This window comes from Flavobacteriales bacterium (assembly GCA_029248105.1).
In the GTDB taxonomy this organism is placed as follows: domain Bacteria; phylum Bacteroidota; class Bacteroidia; order Flavobacteriales; family UBA7312; genus UBA8444.
In genome coordinates, this window is record JAQWJZ010000020.1 from 13,780 (window position 1) to 32,801 (window position 19,022).

At 32.8% G+C, this 19,022-nt stretch carries 19 protein-coding genes; 4 read left to right on the top strand and 15 right to left on the bottom strand.

The annotated features are described in order from the left end of the window. Position 1 precedes the first annotated feature (1 nt). From P8I29_03660 to P8I29_03690, 7 genes are read right to left on the bottom strand one after another with little or no spacing between them, the layout of a single operon-like run. The gene (locus P8I29_03660) at positions 2–2,635 is read right to left on the bottom strand and encodes a hypothetical protein (protein MDG1916894.1); all 2,634 of its coding nucleotides are present in this window, start codon (positions 2,633–2,635) and stop codon (positions 2–4) included. 48 nt (positions 2,636–2,683) lie between these two features. Continuing rightward, positions 2,684–3,283 (bottom strand): ribonuclease HII, encoded by a 600-nt coding sequence (locus P8I29_03665; protein ID MDG1916895.1) that lies wholly within the window; start codon positions 3,281–3,283, stop codon positions 2,684–2,686. After that, the gene (efp, locus tag P8I29_03670) at positions 3,284–3,850 is read right to left on the bottom strand and encodes an elongation factor P (GenBank protein MDG1916896.1); all 567 of its coding nucleotides are present in this window, start codon (positions 3,848–3,850) and stop codon (positions 3,284–3,286) included. Positions 3,851–3,855: 5 nt separating this feature from the next. Further along, positions 3,856–4,635, bottom strand: coding sequence for an acyl-ACP--UDP-N-acetylglucosamine O-acyltransferase (gene lpxA, locus P8I29_03675; GenBank protein MDG1916897.1), 780 nt, complete (start codon positions 4,633–4,635; stop codon positions 3,856–3,858). A 4-nt stretch (positions 4,636–4,639) separates the two neighbouring features. Continuing rightward, entirely contained in the window at positions 4,640–6,019 is a 1,380-nt protein-coding gene (locus tag P8I29_03680; protein MDG1916898.1) for a bifunctional UDP-3-O-[3-hydroxymyristoyl] N-acetylglucosamine deacetylase/3-hydroxyacyl-ACP dehydratase, read from the bottom strand. Beyond that, a complete protein-coding gene (gene lpxD / locus P8I29_03685; protein MDG1916899.1) occupies positions 6,020–7,057 on the bottom strand; it encodes a UDP-3-O-(3-hydroxymyristoyl)glucosamine N-acyltransferase in 1,038 nt (345 codons plus the stop codon). Positions 7,058–7,073: 16 nt separating this feature from the next. Next, positions 7,074–8,306, bottom strand: coding sequence for an HD domain-containing protein (locus P8I29_03690; protein MDG1916900.1), 1,233 nt, complete (start codon positions 8,304–8,306; stop codon positions 7,074–7,076). 46 nt (positions 8,307–8,352) lie between these two features. On the opposite strand from P8I29_03690, the gene P8I29_03695 reads away from it, so the two are divergent. Genes P8I29_03695 through P8I29_03710 form a run of 4 tightly spaced genes read left to right on the top strand, consistent with a single transcriptional unit; the run spans position 8,353 to position 11,909 of the window. Next, a complete protein-coding gene (locus tag P8I29_03695) occupies positions 8,353–9,912 on the top strand; it encodes a bifunctional response regulator/alkaline phosphatase family protein (GenBank protein ID MDG1916901.1) in 1,560 nt (519 codons plus the stop codon). 2 nt (positions 9,913–9,914) lie between these two features. After that, positions 9,915–10,331: a tRNA (adenosine(37)-N6)-threonylcarbamoyltransferase complex ATPase subunit type 1 TsaE gene (gene tsaE, locus P8I29_03700; GenBank protein ID MDG1916902.1), complete on the top strand. Its 417-nt coding sequence runs from the start codon at positions 9,915–9,917 to the stop codon at positions 10,329–10,331. Further along, a complete protein-coding gene (locus P8I29_03705; GenBank protein ID MDG1916903.1) occupies positions 10,324–11,529 on the top strand; it encodes an alanine dehydrogenase in 1,206 nt (401 codons plus the stop codon). Before tsaE ends, P8I29_03705 begins: the two co-directional genes overlap by 8 nt. Continuing rightward, positions 11,529–11,909, top strand: a complete 381-nt coding sequence (locus P8I29_03710; protein ID MDG1916904.1) for a DUF4258 domain-containing protein — start codon at positions 11,529–11,531, stop codon at positions 11,907–11,909. The genes P8I29_03705 and P8I29_03710 overlap by 1 nt, the downstream gene beginning before the upstream one ends. Here P8I29_03710 and P8I29_03715 read toward each other — a convergent pair. The 8 genes from P8I29_03715 to ftsH all read right to left on the bottom strand — a co-directional run bounded on the left by P8I29_03715 (position 11,906) and on the right by ftsH (position 19,022). After that, positions 11,906–13,078, bottom strand: coding sequence for a proline dehydrogenase family protein (locus P8I29_03715; protein ID MDG1916905.1), 1,173 nt, complete (start codon positions 13,076–13,078; stop codon positions 11,906–11,908). The genes P8I29_03710 and P8I29_03715 overlap by 4 nt on opposite strands. Continuing rightward, entirely contained in the window at positions 13,075–13,719 is a 645-nt protein-coding gene (locus P8I29_03720; GenBank protein MDG1916906.1) for an O-methyltransferase, read from the bottom strand. Before P8I29_03720 ends, P8I29_03715 begins: the two co-directional genes overlap by 4 nt. Continuing rightward, on the bottom strand, positions 13,719–14,942 hold the full coding sequence (locus P8I29_03725; GenBank protein MDG1916907.1) for a pitrilysin family protein: 1,224 nt from the start codon (positions 14,940–14,942) through the stop codon (positions 13,719–13,721). Before P8I29_03725 ends, P8I29_03720 begins: the two co-directional genes overlap by 1 nt. Before the next feature lie 69 nt (positions 14,943–15,011). After that, the gene (locus P8I29_03730) at positions 15,012–15,383 is read right to left on the bottom strand and encodes a hypothetical protein (GenBank protein MDG1916908.1); all 372 of its coding nucleotides are present in this window, start codon (positions 15,381–15,383) and stop codon (positions 15,012–15,014) included. Positions 15,384–15,424: 41 nt separating this feature from the next. Then, complete coding sequence (locus tag P8I29_03735) at positions 15,425–16,075, bottom strand: phosphatidylserine decarboxylase family protein (GenBank protein ID MDG1916909.1); 651 nt, start codon at positions 16,073–16,075, stop codon at positions 15,425–15,427. Continuing rightward, positions 16,072–16,893 (bottom strand): phosphatidate cytidylyltransferase, encoded by an 822-nt coding sequence (locus P8I29_03740; GenBank protein MDG1916910.1) that lies wholly within the window; start codon positions 16,891–16,893, stop codon positions 16,072–16,074. The genes P8I29_03735 and P8I29_03740 overlap by 4 nt, the downstream gene beginning before the upstream one ends. Further along, the gene (locus tag P8I29_03745; protein MDG1916911.1) at positions 16,880–17,089 is read right to left on the bottom strand and encodes a DUF2007 domain-containing protein; all 210 of its coding nucleotides are present in this window, start codon (positions 17,087–17,089) and stop codon (positions 16,880–16,882) included. Before P8I29_03745 ends, P8I29_03740 begins: the two co-directional genes overlap by 14 nt. After that, complete coding sequence (gene ftsH / locus P8I29_03750) at positions 17,049–19,022, bottom strand: ATP-dependent zinc metalloprotease FtsH (protein MDG1916912.1); 1,974 nt, start codon at positions 19,020–19,022, stop codon at positions 17,049–17,051. The genes P8I29_03745 and ftsH overlap by 41 nt, the downstream gene beginning before the upstream one ends.

Below are 19,022 nucleotides of genomic sequence, written 5' to 3' on the forward strand. Positions count from 1 at the left end.
CTTATTCTAGGCTATAATTGTTAAGAATGTTTTCATTCACTACAATTAGGTTTAGCTTGTTGTCTTTGTCTAGGTCAACACATTCAAAATCGCCACCGCCAAAGAGGGGGCTTCCCGAAAAAGCATTGCCTTTTGTGTCGAACAGATGACAACTGCCATTACTTGAAAAACCTATAATAGACTGCTTGTTGAAATTAAATACTTTAGGATTAGATTCATTTTGAATATCAAAGTCTAAAATTTCAGATTCTAGGTTATAGCATTTAACCCTAGAGTTATCAGAAATGAATAAGTCCATTAACTCATCGTTATTGAAATTTGTGGCGTAAAAGCTAGAGCTTTCAAGTTCCGATGTTTTGATTTTGGTTTGATTTCCTTTTAATATGGTTAGCCATACATTACCTCTGATGTCAGAGGTGTATATATTGCCCGTTTTTTTATCAATAAAGAATGCTTTTTTTACAGGTATTTTTCCAATGTCAATGCGTTTTTTTCCATTTCGTCCAACAATCTTAGTATTGCCGTCACTATCCATTACATAGATATAGTCTTTACCTTTAATATTAGCATATTGAATCTGATGACTAATTGGCTTTTTCAGCTTTTCAAACTTCCATCCAGAAACAAGTTTTCCTTCTTTAGAATAATTATATACCATCCCATTTTCAGAAGGAATTAAAATTCGATATTTCCTGTTCTTGTCATAGTCTAATAAGGTATGACCTCTTTTAGCTTTCGAGCTAAGTCTTATAGGGTAGTTTTCTACATCTCTTCCCAGTCTATCAATAATGTACAAACTGTCTTCAGTGTTGAAGATATATTGAAGCTTTCCGTTTTTGTAAAAATCCATTTGATCGACTTTATCTAAGATAATGCCGCCTATTTGCTTTTTCCATAAAACTTTACCTTTTGAACTTACTAAATAGATTATCTTTTTATCATCTTGAATAACTATATTGTTCTTTTTACTGCTGTGGTTGTATACAACTTGAGGCGAAATAGTAATGTTATTATCCAAATTCACAATCCAGTCTAGTTGAGTTTCTTCAGCTTGATTGGACTCATATTGTAATACAACATTATTATAAAACAGTTCGTTTTTGGAGCTCAATTGATAAACAAATCCGCTGACATTTGACCAGTTTTCTTTTACTATAAAACTCTTCCATTTTTTCTTAACTAAATCGTTCCAATTACCCATGGATGGATTGGTGTAGTAGAGGAAGTTACAGCGAGAGCCTATTTGATCTTTAAAATTAATGAATGTGGAATTATTGTCCAACACCTTTTTAGAAAGAAAATTATTTATGAATGCTTTGAGAGATGAAGCTGAATTGGCAAATATAAGATAGCCGTCAACATATGTGAAGTAATTTTCGTTGACAGTATTAAACATTTGACCATATAATTTTGATAAAACATTATTGATTTCAAATTTAGATATTTTATATCCTCGATAATTTTCAGAGAATGGCTTGTTTTCTGTTTTTGGATTGATGTGGTTGAGTAATTCTTCCGATTCTTTTTTAGATTTAATGAATATAAAATCGTCAGATTTACCTGAAGATGAAAATGTGCTGATTGTGCCCATTTCATTTAAAACCATTCCATTAAAGTAATTCTCAATATCTAGGTCGTAAGTAGATTTTATATCAGAGAGTGCCTTATTATGTTCATATAGGTTGTTGTGTTTTGCTAAAAAATCTTTGTAATTGGTATAGAATAATTTAAAATCTTCAATGCCTAAAGCCGTGATTTTGTATGTGTTTCTTGGAGCTACTTTGCTTATTTCTATTTTTTGTTCAAGTTGACCAAATAAAGAGGTCAAGTAATTCGATGAAGAATCTTCAACTAATGTGAATCCTGAGAGGGTTAAATTATTATCGGATGTTTCTAAATCAAGTTCAGCCCAATTTGCCCATCTACTAATCCATTTTTCATCTGATTTTAAAAGTTTTGAATTTTGAGATAGAAGCTTAGATAAATTAGCGTAGTTGATATAGATATGTTCTCCAGCAAATGTGCTTTTTGTGCTCTGTACTTTTATGAATTCTGAGTTGTCCAGTAGACTAATCTCATTATTCAATTGTCTTATTCCGTCTTCAATTAGCAAAGAAGAGGAGCTCATAAACAAGATGTCTTTATGATGACACAAGTTCCAGTTGTTTTCTAATTCAAAAACTTTAACTCCATCATACTCTCTGCTTTTGAAATTGCCAATTAAAGAATCATTCGTTTCTATAAGTTTTAATTCTTCGGCAGTACAAGCAGTAGAGATAAATATATAGAAGTCATTAGTAGAGTGATGGAGTGATAAATAGAGTTTCTGATTGTTTATAAAGTGGTTTAATTCTTCTGAATTTTGAACTTTACTCGAAAGCTGTTCTATTGTTTTTTTGATTTCTATCCAGTTATTAGAATTAGAAATAGTGTTCCAAATGGTAGTATTTTCTATTTCATTTAATGATGAGTTCCAATTGTCGGTTTCTACTATTACAGCAGCGCTAATTGGTATAGATTGAATAGCGTCTGTGGTTTGTTCGTTGAGTTCTTGATATTTTTTATATAGTAAGAAAAAAATAATCCCAACTAAAAGGCTTAAAATTAGGACAACTGTGCTTTTGTTTAGCTTCATAATATATGATGAGATTGACAGCTCAAATTTAAGTAATTATAAATTGTATCAAAATTCAATTTTGATTTGGGTGGGAAGTAATTGATAGCTTTTTCTGTGGTGTTTGCTAATACCTATTTGACCAATAGCTGTTCTGTGTTTTGCTGTTGGATAACCCTTATTGTTTTTCCAATCGTATTGAGGGAAATCCGAATCTAAATCTATCATTAATTCATCTCTATAATTTTTAGCAAGTACTGATGCTGCCGCTATTGAAGCGTATTTTGAGTCTCCTTTAACTATACACAAGTGTTCTATGTTTTTGTACGGGTTAAATCGATTTCCATCAATGAGTAATAAATCTATATTTCCTTTTAGCTTTTCTATTGCTCTATGCATAGCAAGAAAAGAAGCGTTAAGAATATTAATTTCATCTATTTCTTGAGGGGATACGATACCTATTGCCCAGCAAATGGCTTTTTCTTTAATGATAGGCTCGAGTAATTCGCGTTGCTTGTGAGTGAGTTGTTTTGAATCGTTAAGTAGTATGTGCTTGAAGTTTGTAGGCAGTATTACTGCTGAAGCTACTACAGGACCAGCTAAACATCCTCGACCGGCTTCGTCACAACCAGCCTCAATGAGCCCTTTGCTATGAAAGGCTTTTAGCATTTATGATTTTACACGCTCAGAGTAAGCCCCTTTTCGAGTGTCAATTTTTATTTTGTCACCAATGTTTATAAACAATGGAACATTTACAGTAGCTCCTGTTTCTACTGTTGATGGTTTTAATGCGTTTGTTGCCGTATCGCCTTTAATTCCCGGTTCAGTGTAGGTGACTTCTAAAACTACTGATGCAGGTAAGTCACAACCCAATATCTTTTCTTCTTCTGCGTGGAAAAGTATATCAGCATTTTCTCCTTCTTTTAAAAATTCTGGGGCGTTAATGAGTTCTTTATTGAGAAAAACTTGTTCGTAATTGTCTGTATTCATAAAATGAAAAGTATCTCCATCGGCATAAAGAAATTGATGTTTTCTATTTTCTATTCTAACAATATCAATTTTTACTCCAGCTGTGAATGTATTGTCAAGTCGTCTTCCGTTAGTAAGATTTTTCAACTTGGTTCTCACAAATGCAGGTCCTTTACCTGGTTTAACGTGTTGAAACTCTACAATTTGCCATAAGTCATTGTTATGTTTTATGCAAAGTCCGTTTCTGAAATCTGATGTTGTTGCCATATTTATTATTGTTTGTATCCTTTTATAATTCCTCTTTCTGATTCACTAATAAATTGGATTATATTTTCTCTTTCTTCACTTTCAGGAAATTCTTTTTTTATTTTTTCTAAAGCTTGAGAATAGTTTAAATTGGATTGAAAAATAGTTCGATAGACATTCTGTATCTCTAATATTTTTTCTTCGCTAAAGCCTTTTCTTGATAGTCCGATAGAATTAATTCCGATAAAACTTAGTGGTTCTTTTGCCACTTTAATATATGGTGGAACATCCTTTCTTACTAGTGAGCCGCCAGAAATCATGGCGTAAGAGCCGATTTTCACGAATTGATGAATAGCACTTATTCCGCCAATAATTGCGTGTTCAGCAATCTCTACATGTCCGCCTAATTGAACGCTGTTTACAAGAATAACATTATTAGCAATGTGACAATCGTGAGCAATGTGAACGTAGGCCATAATAAGACAATTTTCTCCAATTGAAGTTACTCCACTAAAATCAGTTGCTCTATTAATAGTTGCAAACTCTCTTACGGTGGTATTATCTCCAATGCTAACAACACTTTTTTCGCCAGAAAATTTTAAATCCTGAGGTATCGCTGAAATAACCGCTCCCGGAAAAATGTTGCAGTTATTGCCTATTCTAGCGCCATCCATGATAGTGACGTTAGAACCAATCCAACAGTCATCACCAATCTCTACGTCATCACTTATACTTACAAATGATTCAATTTTTACTCGTTTACCGATTTTTGCTTTGGGTGATATATTTGAAAATGTATGTGACATTAAACTACTTTACTTTTTTTATTTGAGCCATTAATTCAGCTTCCATTACGAGTTTGTCACCAACAAAAGCTTGTCCAAACATATGACATATTCCTCGTCTTATAGGACTTATTAACTCTGATTTGAAAATTATAGTATCTCCTGGTAAAACTTTTTGTTTGAATTTTACTTTATCAATTTTCATAAAGTAGGTAAGATAATTTTCAGGATCTGGAACAGTGCTTAACAATAAGATTCCACCAGCTTGTGCCATAGCTTCTATTTGAAGAACACCTGGCATTACCGGAGCACCTGGAAAATGACCGTTAAAAAAATCTTCGTTTATGGTCACATTTTTAATCCCAACAACGTGTGTGTCACTTAATTCCATTATTTTATCAATTAATAGAAATGGGGGTCTATGTGGTAACATGTCCATAATCTGATGGATATCTTTTACTGGAGTTTGATTAGGATCGTAAATTGGGGCTTCTTTTTTCATAATTTTAATTAATTTCTTAGCAAATGCAATATTAGATTTGTGTCCTGGTTTGATAACTTTAAGATGACCTTGAATATGTCCTTCAATAAGAGCTAAGTCTCCGATTACATCTAAAAGTTTGTGTCTAGCCGGTTCGTTTTCATATCTTAAATCTATATTATTTAGAATTCCTTGCTTTTTAACTTCTATATTTTTCTTATTAAAAATATCTGCTAATTTAAGAAGTTCTTTAGAATTTATTTTTTCTTCAACAAAAACAACAGCATTATTAAGACTGCCGCCTTTGATTAATCCTTGTTCATAAAGGGGCATTATCTCATGCAAAAATACGAATGTTCTTGCATCAGAAATTTCTTTTGTGAAGTCTTTCAAACTGTTTAGTTGTGCAGAGGATACTTGCAATACTTTAGATTGGTAATTTATTTGAACGTCAACTTTAAACTCTTCAGCAGGTTCAAGTATATATTCACTTCCAGTTTCAGAATCTTTGAAACAGAGTGTTCTATTAACTTTATAAACTTTTTTTATGGCATTTTGCTGTTTTAGTCCAGCTTCAGATAACACTTCAATATATAATTTCGAGCTTCCATCTAAGATAGGGAGCTCAGGACTATCAATTTCTATATCTAAATTATCTATTTCTAAACCTGCTAATGCAGCGAGTAAATGTTCGGTAGTTTGAACAATGGCATCATTTTTCTTTAGCTGTGTTCTCCTATTAGTTTCGTCAAGATTAGATAAAGAAGCTTCTATTACAGGATTGTTTTCTAAGTCAGTGCGAATAAACTTTATCCCAGAATTTATAGGCGCTGCTTTAAAGGTAAGGGTAGACTTAATACCTGTGTGAAGACCATATCCACTAATAGATTTTGTAGTGGATATAGTGTGCTGATAATTTGGCATTTATTTACTTAGTATATTATTTAGTTCTTTTTCAATTCTATTTACCAAACTATTTAGTTTTGGAAGTTGTCTAAAATAGACATATGCTCTTTTATAGTCAGAAATAGAAAAAGCAGGTGACCCTTGAACTATTTCATTGTTTTTAATATTGGATTGGATTCCAGATTGTGCAGCAATTTTAACGTTGTTGCCTATTTTCAGATGACCAACAATTCCTACTTGACCTCCAATCATACAATTTTCTCCAATTTTTGTTGAACCAGCGACTCCAGATTGAGCGGCTATAACGGTGTTTTTTCCAATCTCAACATTATGAGCTATCTGAATAAGGTTGTCTAATTTGACACCTTGGCGTATAATAGTCGATCCCATTGTTGCTCTGTCTATCGTTGTATTAGCTCCAATCTCAACATTATCTTCTATAATTACATTTCCTATCTGTGCGACTTTGGTATATTCATTTTCTGAGTTTGGTGCAAAACCAAAGCCATCACCTCCAATAATTGCTCCTGATTGTATGAAACATTTTTCGCCAATACTACAATGATCATAGATTTTTACGCCAGAGTATAAAATAGTGTCGTTCCCAATTGTACTATTTTCGCCAATATAACTATTCGGATAAATTTTAACATTATCTCCAATGGTCACATTATCGCTTATGTGAACATTAGCTCCTATGAAACATCTTTTGCCTATAGATGCAGATTTTTCAATGCTTGAGGTTTTGTGAATGCCTTCAATTTTATTTCTCGATTTACTGAATTCGTCTAACATGTAGGCAAAACTTTGATAAGCATCTTCAACAATTATCAGGTTTGTCGAAACTTTTGTTTTGTCAATTTCTAGATTTGAATTGACTATCACAGCACTAGATTTAGTGGTGTATAGGAACTCTTCGTATCTTTCATTTGCTAAAAAGCTTAAGCTTCCTTTGCTTCCTTCTTCTATTTTTGAAAGCATACTTATTTTGAAGTTGCTGTCTCCTACAACTTGTCCTTTTAGGATTTTAGCTATTTCACCTACTGTATAAATCATCTTTGATAAAAATAGTTCAAATATGTTGGTTTTTTGGGAAGCAATAAAAATATTTTTTAACGGTTTTGCATAATGCTGAAACCGTCGATTTATCCGCTGCTTCCATCAAGTCCTTTGTTATATTATCCTTGAACAAAATGTTTATATCAGAATCATTTAATTTATATGCATTGTTTGTTATTTCTCCTTCTAGAAAAAAGTAATCAACATTTTTAGCATCTATATCGTAGGATTCGATAATATTCTTTTTTGCTTTTGAAACAACATTAGCCTCCAACGGTTTGTCTAATAATTTTACTTTGAACAACTTTCTTTTTGCAATTATATTGGATAGAGTTGATAAAATTTTATCAGGATGATTTTGCCATTCTTTAATTGAGGCCATTATGTCGTAATCATCGAGTTCTGTAAATGCTTCAAATACTTTGGGGTTAGACTTAAAATCTTCAATAGAAAAATTATTTTTTAAGAATAGCTGAAAACTGCTAGTTCCAAATAATTCTACATTATTTTGGCTAAGTTCTTTTGCTCTTTGTAGAATCTTTATTAGCATCTGTTCTGCGCTAACTACTGTTTTATGAAAATACACTTGCCAGTACATTAAGCGTCTAGCAATAAGGAATTTTTCTACCGAATATATTCCCTTACTTTCAACAACTAACTTGTTGTTTACTACATCTAACATATTGATGATTCGTTCTGCACCAATAATACCCTCTTGAACTCCAGAATAAAAACTATCTCTATTTAGGTAATCCATTCTGTCCATATCAAGTTGACTAGAGACCAGTTGGTGTAGGTAAGATTTAGGATATTCGTCTTTAAAAATTTCGATTGCCAAGTCAAGCCTTCCATCAAACTCATCGTTTAGCCTGTCCATATAAAAGAGTGACAATTCTTCGTGAGTTACATGGTCAACAATACTATGCTCGAGAGCATGTGAATATGCTCCATGCCCAATGTCATGTAAAAGTATAGCTATTTTAGCTCCTTCTGCTTCTTTATCGCTAATGTCATGCCCTTTTGATCTCAAAACGTTTATTGCTTTTTGCATTAAATGCATAGCGCCAATAGCATGGTGAAAGCGAGTGTGAAGTGCTCCAGGATAAACAAGGCTGGTGAGTCCTAGTTGAGAGATTCTTCTAAGTCTCTGAAAGTAAGGGTGTTCAACTAAACTTAAAATAATTCCGCCCTGTAGACTAATAAAACCATACAATGGGTCGTTTATGATTTTTGATGATTCTTTCATTCAAAAAATAACTGTAATTTTAATCCTTGTAATTCTCGATGAAGATATGAATTTAAATGAAAAGATAACTATCCTGTGGGTTGATGACGAAATTGATCTTTTAAAGCCTCACATAATGTTTTTAGAAGATAAAGGTTATGTAATAGTAACAGCTAATAATGGTGTTACTGCTATTGAACTGGTCGAAAACAGGCATTTTGACTTAGTGTTTTTAGATGAAAATATGCCGGGCTTGTCGGGTTTAGAAACACTTATTCAGTTGAAAGATAAGCGTTCCAATATGCCTGTTATTATGATTACCAAAAGTGAGGAAGAAAGTATAATGGAAGAAGCTATAGGCTCAAAAATCTTGGACTACCTCATAAAGCCAGTAAATCCTAGCCAAATTCTTTTATCTATCAAAAAACATATCGATAGTGATCGTTTGGTCAGTAAAAAAACTAATGCTGATTATCAGAAGGAGTTTACATCAATAGGAATGAAGCTTGGCGGAGTGTTATCCAAAGAGGAGTGGATAGAATTGTTTAAAAAAATTACATTTTGGGAACTTGAACTAGAACGTTCAGGCGATGATGGTATGAAACAAATTTTGGAAATGCAAAAAGCTGAAGCTAATGCACATTTTTTCAAATATGTGAAATCTAATTATCAGTCTTGGCTAAAAGATGAGGATTCTACATTAATGTCACATCAGTTATTTAGACAAAAGGTTCTGCCAAATATTCAAGAAGATAAAAGTACATTCTTTATTGTTATTGATAATTTGCGATACGATCAGTGGAAAATGATAGAATCATCTATATCTTCAGAATTTAGAATAGATGAAGAATCGTTATACTTAAGCATATTGCCAACCGCAACTCAATACTCTAGAAATGCAATTTTTTCAGGACTCATGCCACTAGAGATGGAAAGGCTACATAAAGATTGGTGGAAAAACGATACTGATGAGGGAGGTAAAAATATGTTTGAGGAGCAGTTTTTGTCTGCTCAGCTTCAACGTCTAGGAAAGGGTCATTTAAAAATGTCATACAACAAAATCACTAACATAGATGCTGGTAGGAAGTTAGCTGACAATATGCAAAATCTCTCTCACAACCAGCTCAATGTTATTGTATACAATTTTGTAGATATGCTTTCGCATGCTAGAACCGATATGAAAGTGATTAAAGAATTAGCAGAAGATGATGCTGCTTATCGTTCGCTAACGACCTCATGGTTTGAGCATTCACCATTAAAAGATATGATGACTTTTATCGCAAAAAATAAACATAAGCTGATTATAACTACAGATCATGGGACCGTTTTAGTCAAAAAACCAACTAAGGTTTTGGGCGATAAGGACATGACAACAAACCTACGTTATAAACAAGGTAAAAATATGAAGTATAATGCTAAAGAAGTTTATGAAATTGATAATCCAAAAGATGTATTTTTGCCATCAGTAAATATCAGTAGTAAGTATATTTTTGCTCGAGAAGATTATTTCTTTGCATACCCTAACAATTTCAACTATTACGTTAATCATTACAAAGAAACCTTTCAACACGGAGGTATATCTCTTGAAGAAATGATTATTCCTATTGTAACTCTTAGTCCGAAGTAAATATGGAGTGGATTTGTACCGACCTATCTCAACTTGATTCGATAAGTGCTGAAATAATTAAGCTTTCAAAAAGTAAAAAAATAGCTTTTCATGCCTCAATGGGTGCAGGAAAAACGACACTTATTAAGTCTATCTGCAAAGAGCTAAAAGTAATAGATGTGGTTAAAAGCCCTACTTTTTCCATTGTAAATGAGTATATTAGTGAAATAAATGGAAAAATATATCATTTCGACTTCTATCGTTTGGAAGATAAAAGTGAGGCATATGATATAGGTGTGGAGTCTTATTTTGATAGTTCGGCATATTCTTTTGTCGAATGGCCATCTTTAATCGGAGATTTGTTGCCTTCAGATTTTGCACATATTTATATTGATGTAGAAAAGGAAAAAAGAATTATTAAATTAGTGTTCAATGACTAATATTTCATCTTTTGGAAGTGGTGATTTAATACCTCAAGAAGAAAAACTAGAATTAAAAAAACAAGCCAAATCTTTATTTATTGGCGTTCCCAAAGAAATTACATTTCAAGAAAGTAGAATTGCTATTGTGCCCGATGCTGTTCAGCTATTAGTTAGTCGTGGACACGAGGTTCTTATTGAAACCAAAGCTGGTGAAGGAGCTAACTTTTCAGATTCTGAGTTTAGTGAAGCAGGAGCAAAAATAGTTTATGATACCAAAGAAATTTATCAAGCTGATATCATTTTAAAAGTTGAGCCGCCAACAATCGAAGAGATTGAAATGATGAAAGGGCGTCAAACGTTAATTTCGGCACTTCAAATAACAACTCGTTCAAAAGAGTTTATTGAAAAATTGGCAATCAAAAAAATCAATTGCTTAGCCTACGAATTTATACAAGATGATTCAGGAATGATGCCGTTAATTCGCTCCATGAGTGAAATAGCTGGTAACACTTCAATTCTTATTGCATCAGAATGTCTTAGTAATGTGAACCATGGTAAAGGTTTGCTGTTAGGAGGTATTGCAGGTGTTACTCCTACAGAAGTTGTAATTATCGGCGCTGGTACTGTAGGTGAGTTTGCAGCACGTTCCGCTATGGGCTTAGGTGCCTCTGTTAAAGTTTTTGATAACTCTTTATCCAAATTACGACGACTGCAGAACGATTTAAATACTCGCGTTTTCACATCAATCATTCAGCCTAAAGTTCTTGCCAAGGCACTTAAAAGAGCTGATGTTGTTATTGGTGCTTTGCGCTCAAACGATAAGCGAACTCCTTGTGTTGTCTCTGAACAAATGGTTTCTGATATGAAAGAAGGATCAGTAATTATTGATGTAAGTATTGATCAAGGAGGTTGTTTTGAAACATCTGAAATTACAAATCATTCAAAGCCTATCTTCAATAAATTTGGGGTGGTTCATTATTGTGTGCCAAATATTCCCTCTAGAGTTGCACGAACGGCATCTTTTTCATTAAGTAATTTGTTAACTCCGATTATTCTTAAATCAGGAGATTTTGGAGGTTTGGATAATGTTATTATTTCTGATGTCGGTTTACGTCAAGGTGTTTATATTTGCCACGGAATGCTAACCAACAAAATGGTAGGCGAGTGGTTTGAATTAGATTACAAAGAAATAGACTTAATTATTGCCAGCATATAATGACTAGACGTTTTTTAATTTTCCTTTTCGGGGTATTACTTGGAGTAATGATTATCAGATTTGCTTTTCCGGGAAGATTTACTGAATATACTCAGTACTTTGATTTGGATTATAGGGTACTGTACCATCTAAATAACGATACTATATATATTAGTTCACAAGCTCAATGCCATTTAGACTGTCTTAACTTGGAGCAAAAAGACGTTTTAAATGTATTAAACGATGGTGAAGTTAATTTTGAAAAAAGTGATAAAGATGCAACGCCTTGTAAATATTACGTTGTTGAGAAAAAAAGCCTCAGTGTTGGTTTCGACCTTTGTGATGATAAAGTTACCTTAAAAGATTTTTCTTTATCTGATGATAGCTGTTCTTGCTATTAACAAGATCTTCTGTTTTTTTCTTTTATTATCAATGCAAGCTCTCTTCCTGTTTGCCCAGAGATTGATGTGTTTTCCTCCGCTCTTCTAATAAGGTAAGGTAATACATCTTTGATAGGACCGTATGGCATATATTTCGCTACATTATATCCATGTTTAGAAAGGTTGAAGCTTATATGTTCGCTCATGCCTAATAGTTGAGAGAAGTAAACCCTTATATCCTTTTTAAGGATATTGTTTTCTGCCATAAGCTTTGTCAATAGGATAGAACTTTCTTCATTATGTGTTCCAGCACACAAAGCAATTTTATCAATATGACTAATGCAGAATGTGAGTGCTAAATTATAATCATTATCACAACTTTTTTTATCTTTTTGAATAGGGGATGGATAGCCCAATTCTTTAGCTCTTTCCCTTTCTTTTTCCATGTATGCACCTCTTACAATTTTTAAGCCAAGAAAGTAATTGCCGTTTTCAGCATCGGCATAGCTTTGCTTGAGGTAAGCAAACCTATCCCAACGGTACATTTGAAGAGTATTAAATACAATAGCTTTTTTGGCATTATATTTACGCATCATTGAAGTAGCTAAACTATCTATTGCATCTTGAATCCAACTCTCTTCAGCGTCAATAAATATGCGGACATTATTATCATAAGCTGTTGAGCAAATTGTTTTTATACGATTTTTAACCCTTTCGTATTCTTCTTTTTCTTCATTGTTGAGCTCTTCTTTTGCACTACTCACTTTTTCTAAAAGCTCCAAACGCGCTAGTCCTGAGGTTTTAAAGACAGCAAAAGGTATGTTATTCTCGTCTTTGGCCTTTAGTATTGTCCGAATAGTTTCTTGGGTTACTCTATTGAAGTCTTCTTCACTACTTTTACCTTCGACAGAATAATCTAAAATAGTGCCGATTTGATATTGTGCTAAATCTTTTATCCTTTTATCGCATGTGTCAATAGACTCTCCACCACAAAATTGTTCGAAAATAGTTTGTTTGATTAAGCCTTTTATAGGAAGTCTAAAGAAAAATGCAAGTTTTAAAAGTAAAGGGGATATTTTAACTAAAGTGTTGTTGCTTACTAGTTTAAAAAGCCAATAGGATTTATTCAGTTGATTTGTTGTTTTACTTTGAAAAGCAACTTCAGTATTTTCGAATGATAGCTGTTTCATTTTGTTTTTTGGCAAATCATCAAGCCATCTCTTATAGGCATTAAAATATGTTCTACTCTGTCTGAATTATGAATAAGTGTATTAAAATCTTTCAGAGCTTTAGTCTCTTGATCTTTGTCATTAATTTCCTCAACTACCTTACCACTCCATAGTACGTTATCTGCTATAATAAATCCGCCGATTGGCATTTTATCTATAACTATTTCAAAATACGTACTATAATTTTCTTTATCTGCATCAATAAATACTAAGTCAAACTCTTCATCAATGGTAGGGATTATTTTTGTTGCATTACCAATATGTTGAACAACATTTTCTGCTATACCTGCTTCTTTAAAGTAGGAAGAAGACATAGATGTTAATTCTTCATTAATATCGATGGTATGTAATTTGCCATTTGGTTGTAATCCTTCTGATAAACATATTGCTGAATAGCCTGTGTATGTACCAATTTCTAAAATTGTTTTGGGACGTATCATTTTGCTAAACATACTTAATGCTCGACCTTGAAGGTGTCCCGACAACATTCTGGGAATGAGAACCTTTGCCCAAGTTTCTCTGTTTAGCTTTGCTAAAACATCACTTTCTTTTTCAGTGTGTGAACAGGCGTATTGTTCTATTTTTTCAGGTAAAAATTCCATTATACTTTATATATAAGACTGGATAGATTGTCCAAGTTAAACACTTCGTTAGCTACATTTACAAGTTCTTCGGAAGTAACATTTTCAATTTTATTTTTCACTAATTCAAAGGTATCAACTTTATTGTAAAGTAGCATACTTTTCCCCATTGCTAACATTAGATTTACTTCACTTTCTTGACCTATAGCAATTTGACCTATTAGTTGTTGTTTAGCTTTTTTTAGTTGAAGTGTTCCCAGTGGTTTTTCGCAAAATTTTATCAACTCTCTTTTAGCTAGCTTAATGCTTTTATTCATTTTGTCATTGTCTGACGCTAGATATATTGAAAATATTCCTGTGTCGCTGTAAGAAGTATAGTTTGACTCAATTGAATAGGTGAATCCATATTTTTCTCTAATAGCTAAATTTAATCTTGAATTCATTCCGGGTCCGCCCAAAATATTATTTAATAAGATTAATGCTGTTTTTTTGGGGTGATTGACTCCATATGCTTCAGTTCCTAAAATACAATGCGATTGAAATCCTTTTCGTTCTACTTCTATTTCCTTCTTTCTATAATTTGAAAATTTGTTTTCTTCTCTTTTTAAATCCTTTTTAGGGATATTTGCAAAATGATTTTCAATGACTTTTATTAACTTACTCATGCTAATGTTTCCTACGGAACTAATTATTATCTCATGAGTTAAGTAATTTTTATGCATAAAATCCTCAATCATTTTTTTGTCAAAAGTTTGTATGTGTTTGGGGGTGCCCAATATGTTTTTGCCTAATGAATGATTGCTAAAGACTTGCTCTTCAAATTCATCAAAAATTAGTTCAGAAGGGTTGTCTTTGTAATAATTTATTTCATCGAGAACGACTATTTTTTCTTTTTCAAGTTCTTTTTTTGGAAAAATAGAATTAAAAGTAATATCACTCAACAATTCTAATGCTCTGCTATAATACTCGGGCATAAAAGAGGAGTAAATACAAGTTTCTTCTTTAGTTGTAAAGGCGTTAAGTTCACCACCAACATCTTCCATTCTACTTAGAATATGATATGCTTTTCTTTTAGAAGTCCCCTTAAAGATAACGTGTTCTATAAAATGAGCTAGACCTTGTTCTTGCTCGGCTTCATCACGGGAGCCTCCTTTTATAATAAGACCGCAGTGGGCTACTGCCCCAGTAGTTTTTTTATGAACTATCCTTATTCCGTTTTCTAGCTGATGATGATGAAAACTCATTTATTAATTGATTTCAATAAAAAAACTCGAATAGTTAACTATTCGAGTTTTTGAAAAAGATATATGTTTTTATTTGGATGCCTTGGCATCTGACTTACAACATCCCTGTTTTTTCTTGTCGCAATTAGCAACTTTTTTACCTGTCTTTGTACAACAAGCATCTCCTTTAGAGCATTTTTTTGATGCAGATTTTTCGGCTTTGTCTTTAGAGCAGCTTTCTTTCTTTGCTGAGCAACACGCTTTTGAAGCTGTTTTATCAGCTTTAGCATCTTTACTGCAAGCTTTTGTTGATTTCTCAGAAGAACATTTCTTAACCTCTTCAGAAGAACACTTTTTTACAGTTTGTTCAACTTTTACATTTTCTACTTTGTCAGTGGTTGTTTGTGCAACTAGTGTGTTGCATAAAAATCCGACTAACATTATTAATATTAACTTTTTCATTTGTCTTAGTTTAATTTGAATACGAATTTACGAAATTTTGTTTAATATCTGGCAATAACAGTTTTATTTCCTTTGACTACCTGGTCAAGTTCGACATTAATTTTTGTTCCAATAGGGAAAAATAAATCTACTCTAGAACCAAATTTAATAAAACCGAAATCTTCTCCTTTTTTGGCAGTGTCATTTTCTTTAGAGTACATTACAATTCTTCTTGCTAATGCGCCTGCTATTTGTCTAAATAAGACCGCTATTTTATCATTTTCGACAACTACTGTAGTCCTTTCGTTTTCTGTTGATGATTTTGGATGCCAAGCTACTAGATATTTTCCTGGATGGTATTTTGCATATTGTACTTTTCCATTTATTGGGTATCTATTTACATGAACATTTATAGGTGACATGAAAATGGAAACCTGAAGACGTTTATCTTTAAAATATTCGGTTTCTTCAACTTCTTCTATAACTACAACTTTTCCATCTGCTGGTGCTACCACCTCATTTTCTGAGGCTTCCACTTTTCGTACAGGATTTCTGAAAAATTGAAGGATTAGGAACATGAATATTAATGATGCAATTAGAAAAATAGTATTGAGCCATTCTATTGCAAAACTTGATACAGCATAATTTAATGCAATTAGGATAATTATTGTTGTAAGAATAATTCTGTAACCTTCTTTGTGAATTAATTTCATAATATGAATAATTTGAAAAAATATACGATAGGAATAACGAATAATACACTGTCAAAACGATCTAAAATACCACCGTGACCAGGTAATAAATTTCCGCTATCTTTTGCATTTGCAGAACGTTTTATCATAGATTCTATTAGGTCGCCAATAACTGAACATATACATACAATAGCTCCTAGCAATAGCCATTCATATGTGTTTATTAATAAAAAGTATTGACTTAGGACGTATGAACCTATAAGGCATAAAATTAATCCGCCAAAGACCCCTTCCCATGTCTTTTTGGGGGATATACGTTCTAGCAACTTATGCTTTCCAAAATTTACTCCTGCGAAATAACCGCCTACATCACTAAGCCATACTAAAATAAATATACTTAGAGTTAATTCATAATTGTATTCATTATTATCGTTAAAAGCTAAAAATATTAGAATAGATAGAGGTATAGCTACGTAAATAACGCCTAGAATTGTTAGCCCAATATTTACAAAGCTAATATCTTTGTTTCTGAATAGTTCAAAAGTAAATGATAAGAATGTCATTAGTAGCGATATGCTTATTAAAATTAGGCTTATTTCTTTATCAATAAAGTGAGAAATGGAAGCAAAAAACACGCTAATTGCTATGGCAAACCCTGCGACTTTTTGAGGTCGAATATCTTTATTTTCAACTAATTGGTAAAACTCTTTCAAGCCAATTATAAGTACAACAAAGAAGAATAAAAAGAAAGTATATTCACTAATTACAAGACTCCCAATTAACGAGATTCCATATAATAGACCTGTAATGGTTCTAGTGACTAAATTACTTTTCGACATCTTTTATTATTTCTAGAGCCTTCTCAAAATCAGTGTCCATTACTTTTAATTCTGCTTCTCCAAAGTTCAGATAGGATGAGTCAATTTTGTTTACGATGACAGAATGGATTTCGTGTTCAGATAATTTGCCTTTAATAAGCTCTATTTGATAAGGTTTATTTGTCGTTACTAGCGTTATCCACTTGTTTTGGCTCATCTTTTTTTTCTTTTGATTCGTCTTTTTCTTCTATTTTCTTGTCCCATGGTCTTGGTCCAAAAATATCAAGCAAATCTTCTTTAAAGATAACTTCTTTTTCTAAAAGTAATTCGGCTAATTTAGTGAGTTTATTTTTGTGCTTTTTTAATAGTTTTAATGTTTCTTGATAACAGTCTTCTACTAGTTTACTTACTTCATCATCTATCAACTTAGCAGTTGACTCACTGTATGGTTTGCTAAAACTTTCTCTTCCACTTGAATCATAAAAACTGATATTTCCAACTTTATCACTCAATCCGTATACAGAAACCATAGAATAGGCTTGCTTAGTGACCTTTTCTAAATCACTTAGTGCACCAGTAGAAATTTTATCGAAAATAATTTTTTCTGCTGCTCTGCCACCTAAAGCTGCACACATCTCGTGTCTTAATTGTTCAGTAGTTGTTAGTTGTCTTTCTTCAGGTAAATACCACGCAGCTCCTAACGAACGACCTCTAGGAACAATAGTTACTTTAACTAAAGGCGAGGCGTATTGCATGAACCAACTTACTGTAGCATGACCTGCTTCGTGGAATGCTACTGTTCTTTTTTCATCTTCTGAAATGATTTTATTTTTCTTTTCTAAACCACCGATGATTCTATCTACTGCATCCAAGAAGTCTTGTTTTTCAACAATTTTTTTGTTTTTTCTAGCAGCTATCAAGGCTGATTCATTACATACATTTGCTATGTCAGCCCCTGAGAATCCAGGTGTTTGTTTGGATAAGAAATCAACATCAACATCTTTTGCTAATGTTAGTGGTTTAACGTGAACTTCGAAAATTTCTTTTCTTTCATTAAGATCTGGCAAGTCCACAAAAATTTGTCTGTCGAATCTTCCCGCTCTTAGTAGTGCTCTATCTAGAATGTCTGCTCTATTGGTAGCGCCGATAACAATAACTCCTGAGTTAGTTCCGAATCCATCCATTTCAGTCAATAACTGATTTAGGGTGTTTTCTCTCTCGTCATTACCACCTGTAATATTACTTTTTCCTCTTGCTCTCCCTATCGCATCTATCTCATCTATGAAAATAATAGAAGGCGATTTCTCTTTAGCTTGTTTGAATAAATCACGAACTCTTGAGGCACCTACTCCTACAAACATTTCTACAAAGTCAGAACCTGAAAGAGAAAAGAAGGGTACTTGTGCCTCTCCTGCAACAGCTTTTGCTAGTAAAGTTTTCCCTGTTCCTGGAGGGCCTACAAGAAGAGCTCCTCTAGGGATTTTTCCGCCGAGTGCAGTGTATTTTTTGGGATTTTTTAAAAAGTCAACAATTTCTTCTACTTCTTCTTTAGCACCTTCTAGTCCAGCAACATCTTTAAAGGAAACATTGACTTTGGTCTTGTCAAATAGTGTTGCTTTAGATTTTCCTATGTTGAAGATTTGTCCGCCAGCGCCACCAGCACCACCACCCATCCTTCTCATGAAGAAGATCCAAATAGCAACCATAATCAGGATTGGGAAAATCCAGCTAAAGGCATCGCCAATGACATCTTTTTGAGTAGTATATTTGATTTCAACTTTATCTTCTTCTTGAAAATTTAATTGAGCCTCTTTTAGTTTTTCTTCTAGCTTGTCTGGAGAAGAAATTTGAAAGAAATAGTGAGGGCCTTCATTAACAGAGTTTCCTAAGGATTTTTTGCTAACACTCTTGTATTTGTCTCTTTTGAGGAGGTCTTTTTTGATATAAATTTGTGCAATATCTCTATTTACAACAACGATTTTTTCTACTTCTTTAGTTTGAAGCATGGTTCTATTGAATTCCTGCCAAGAGGTTTCGCTAGTCGTATTGATGTTCAGAATTTGAATGCCAAAAAATAATACAGCAATAATGGCATAAATCCAATATAAGTTAAATTTTATACCTTTTGGTTCTTCTTTTTTATTTTTCAT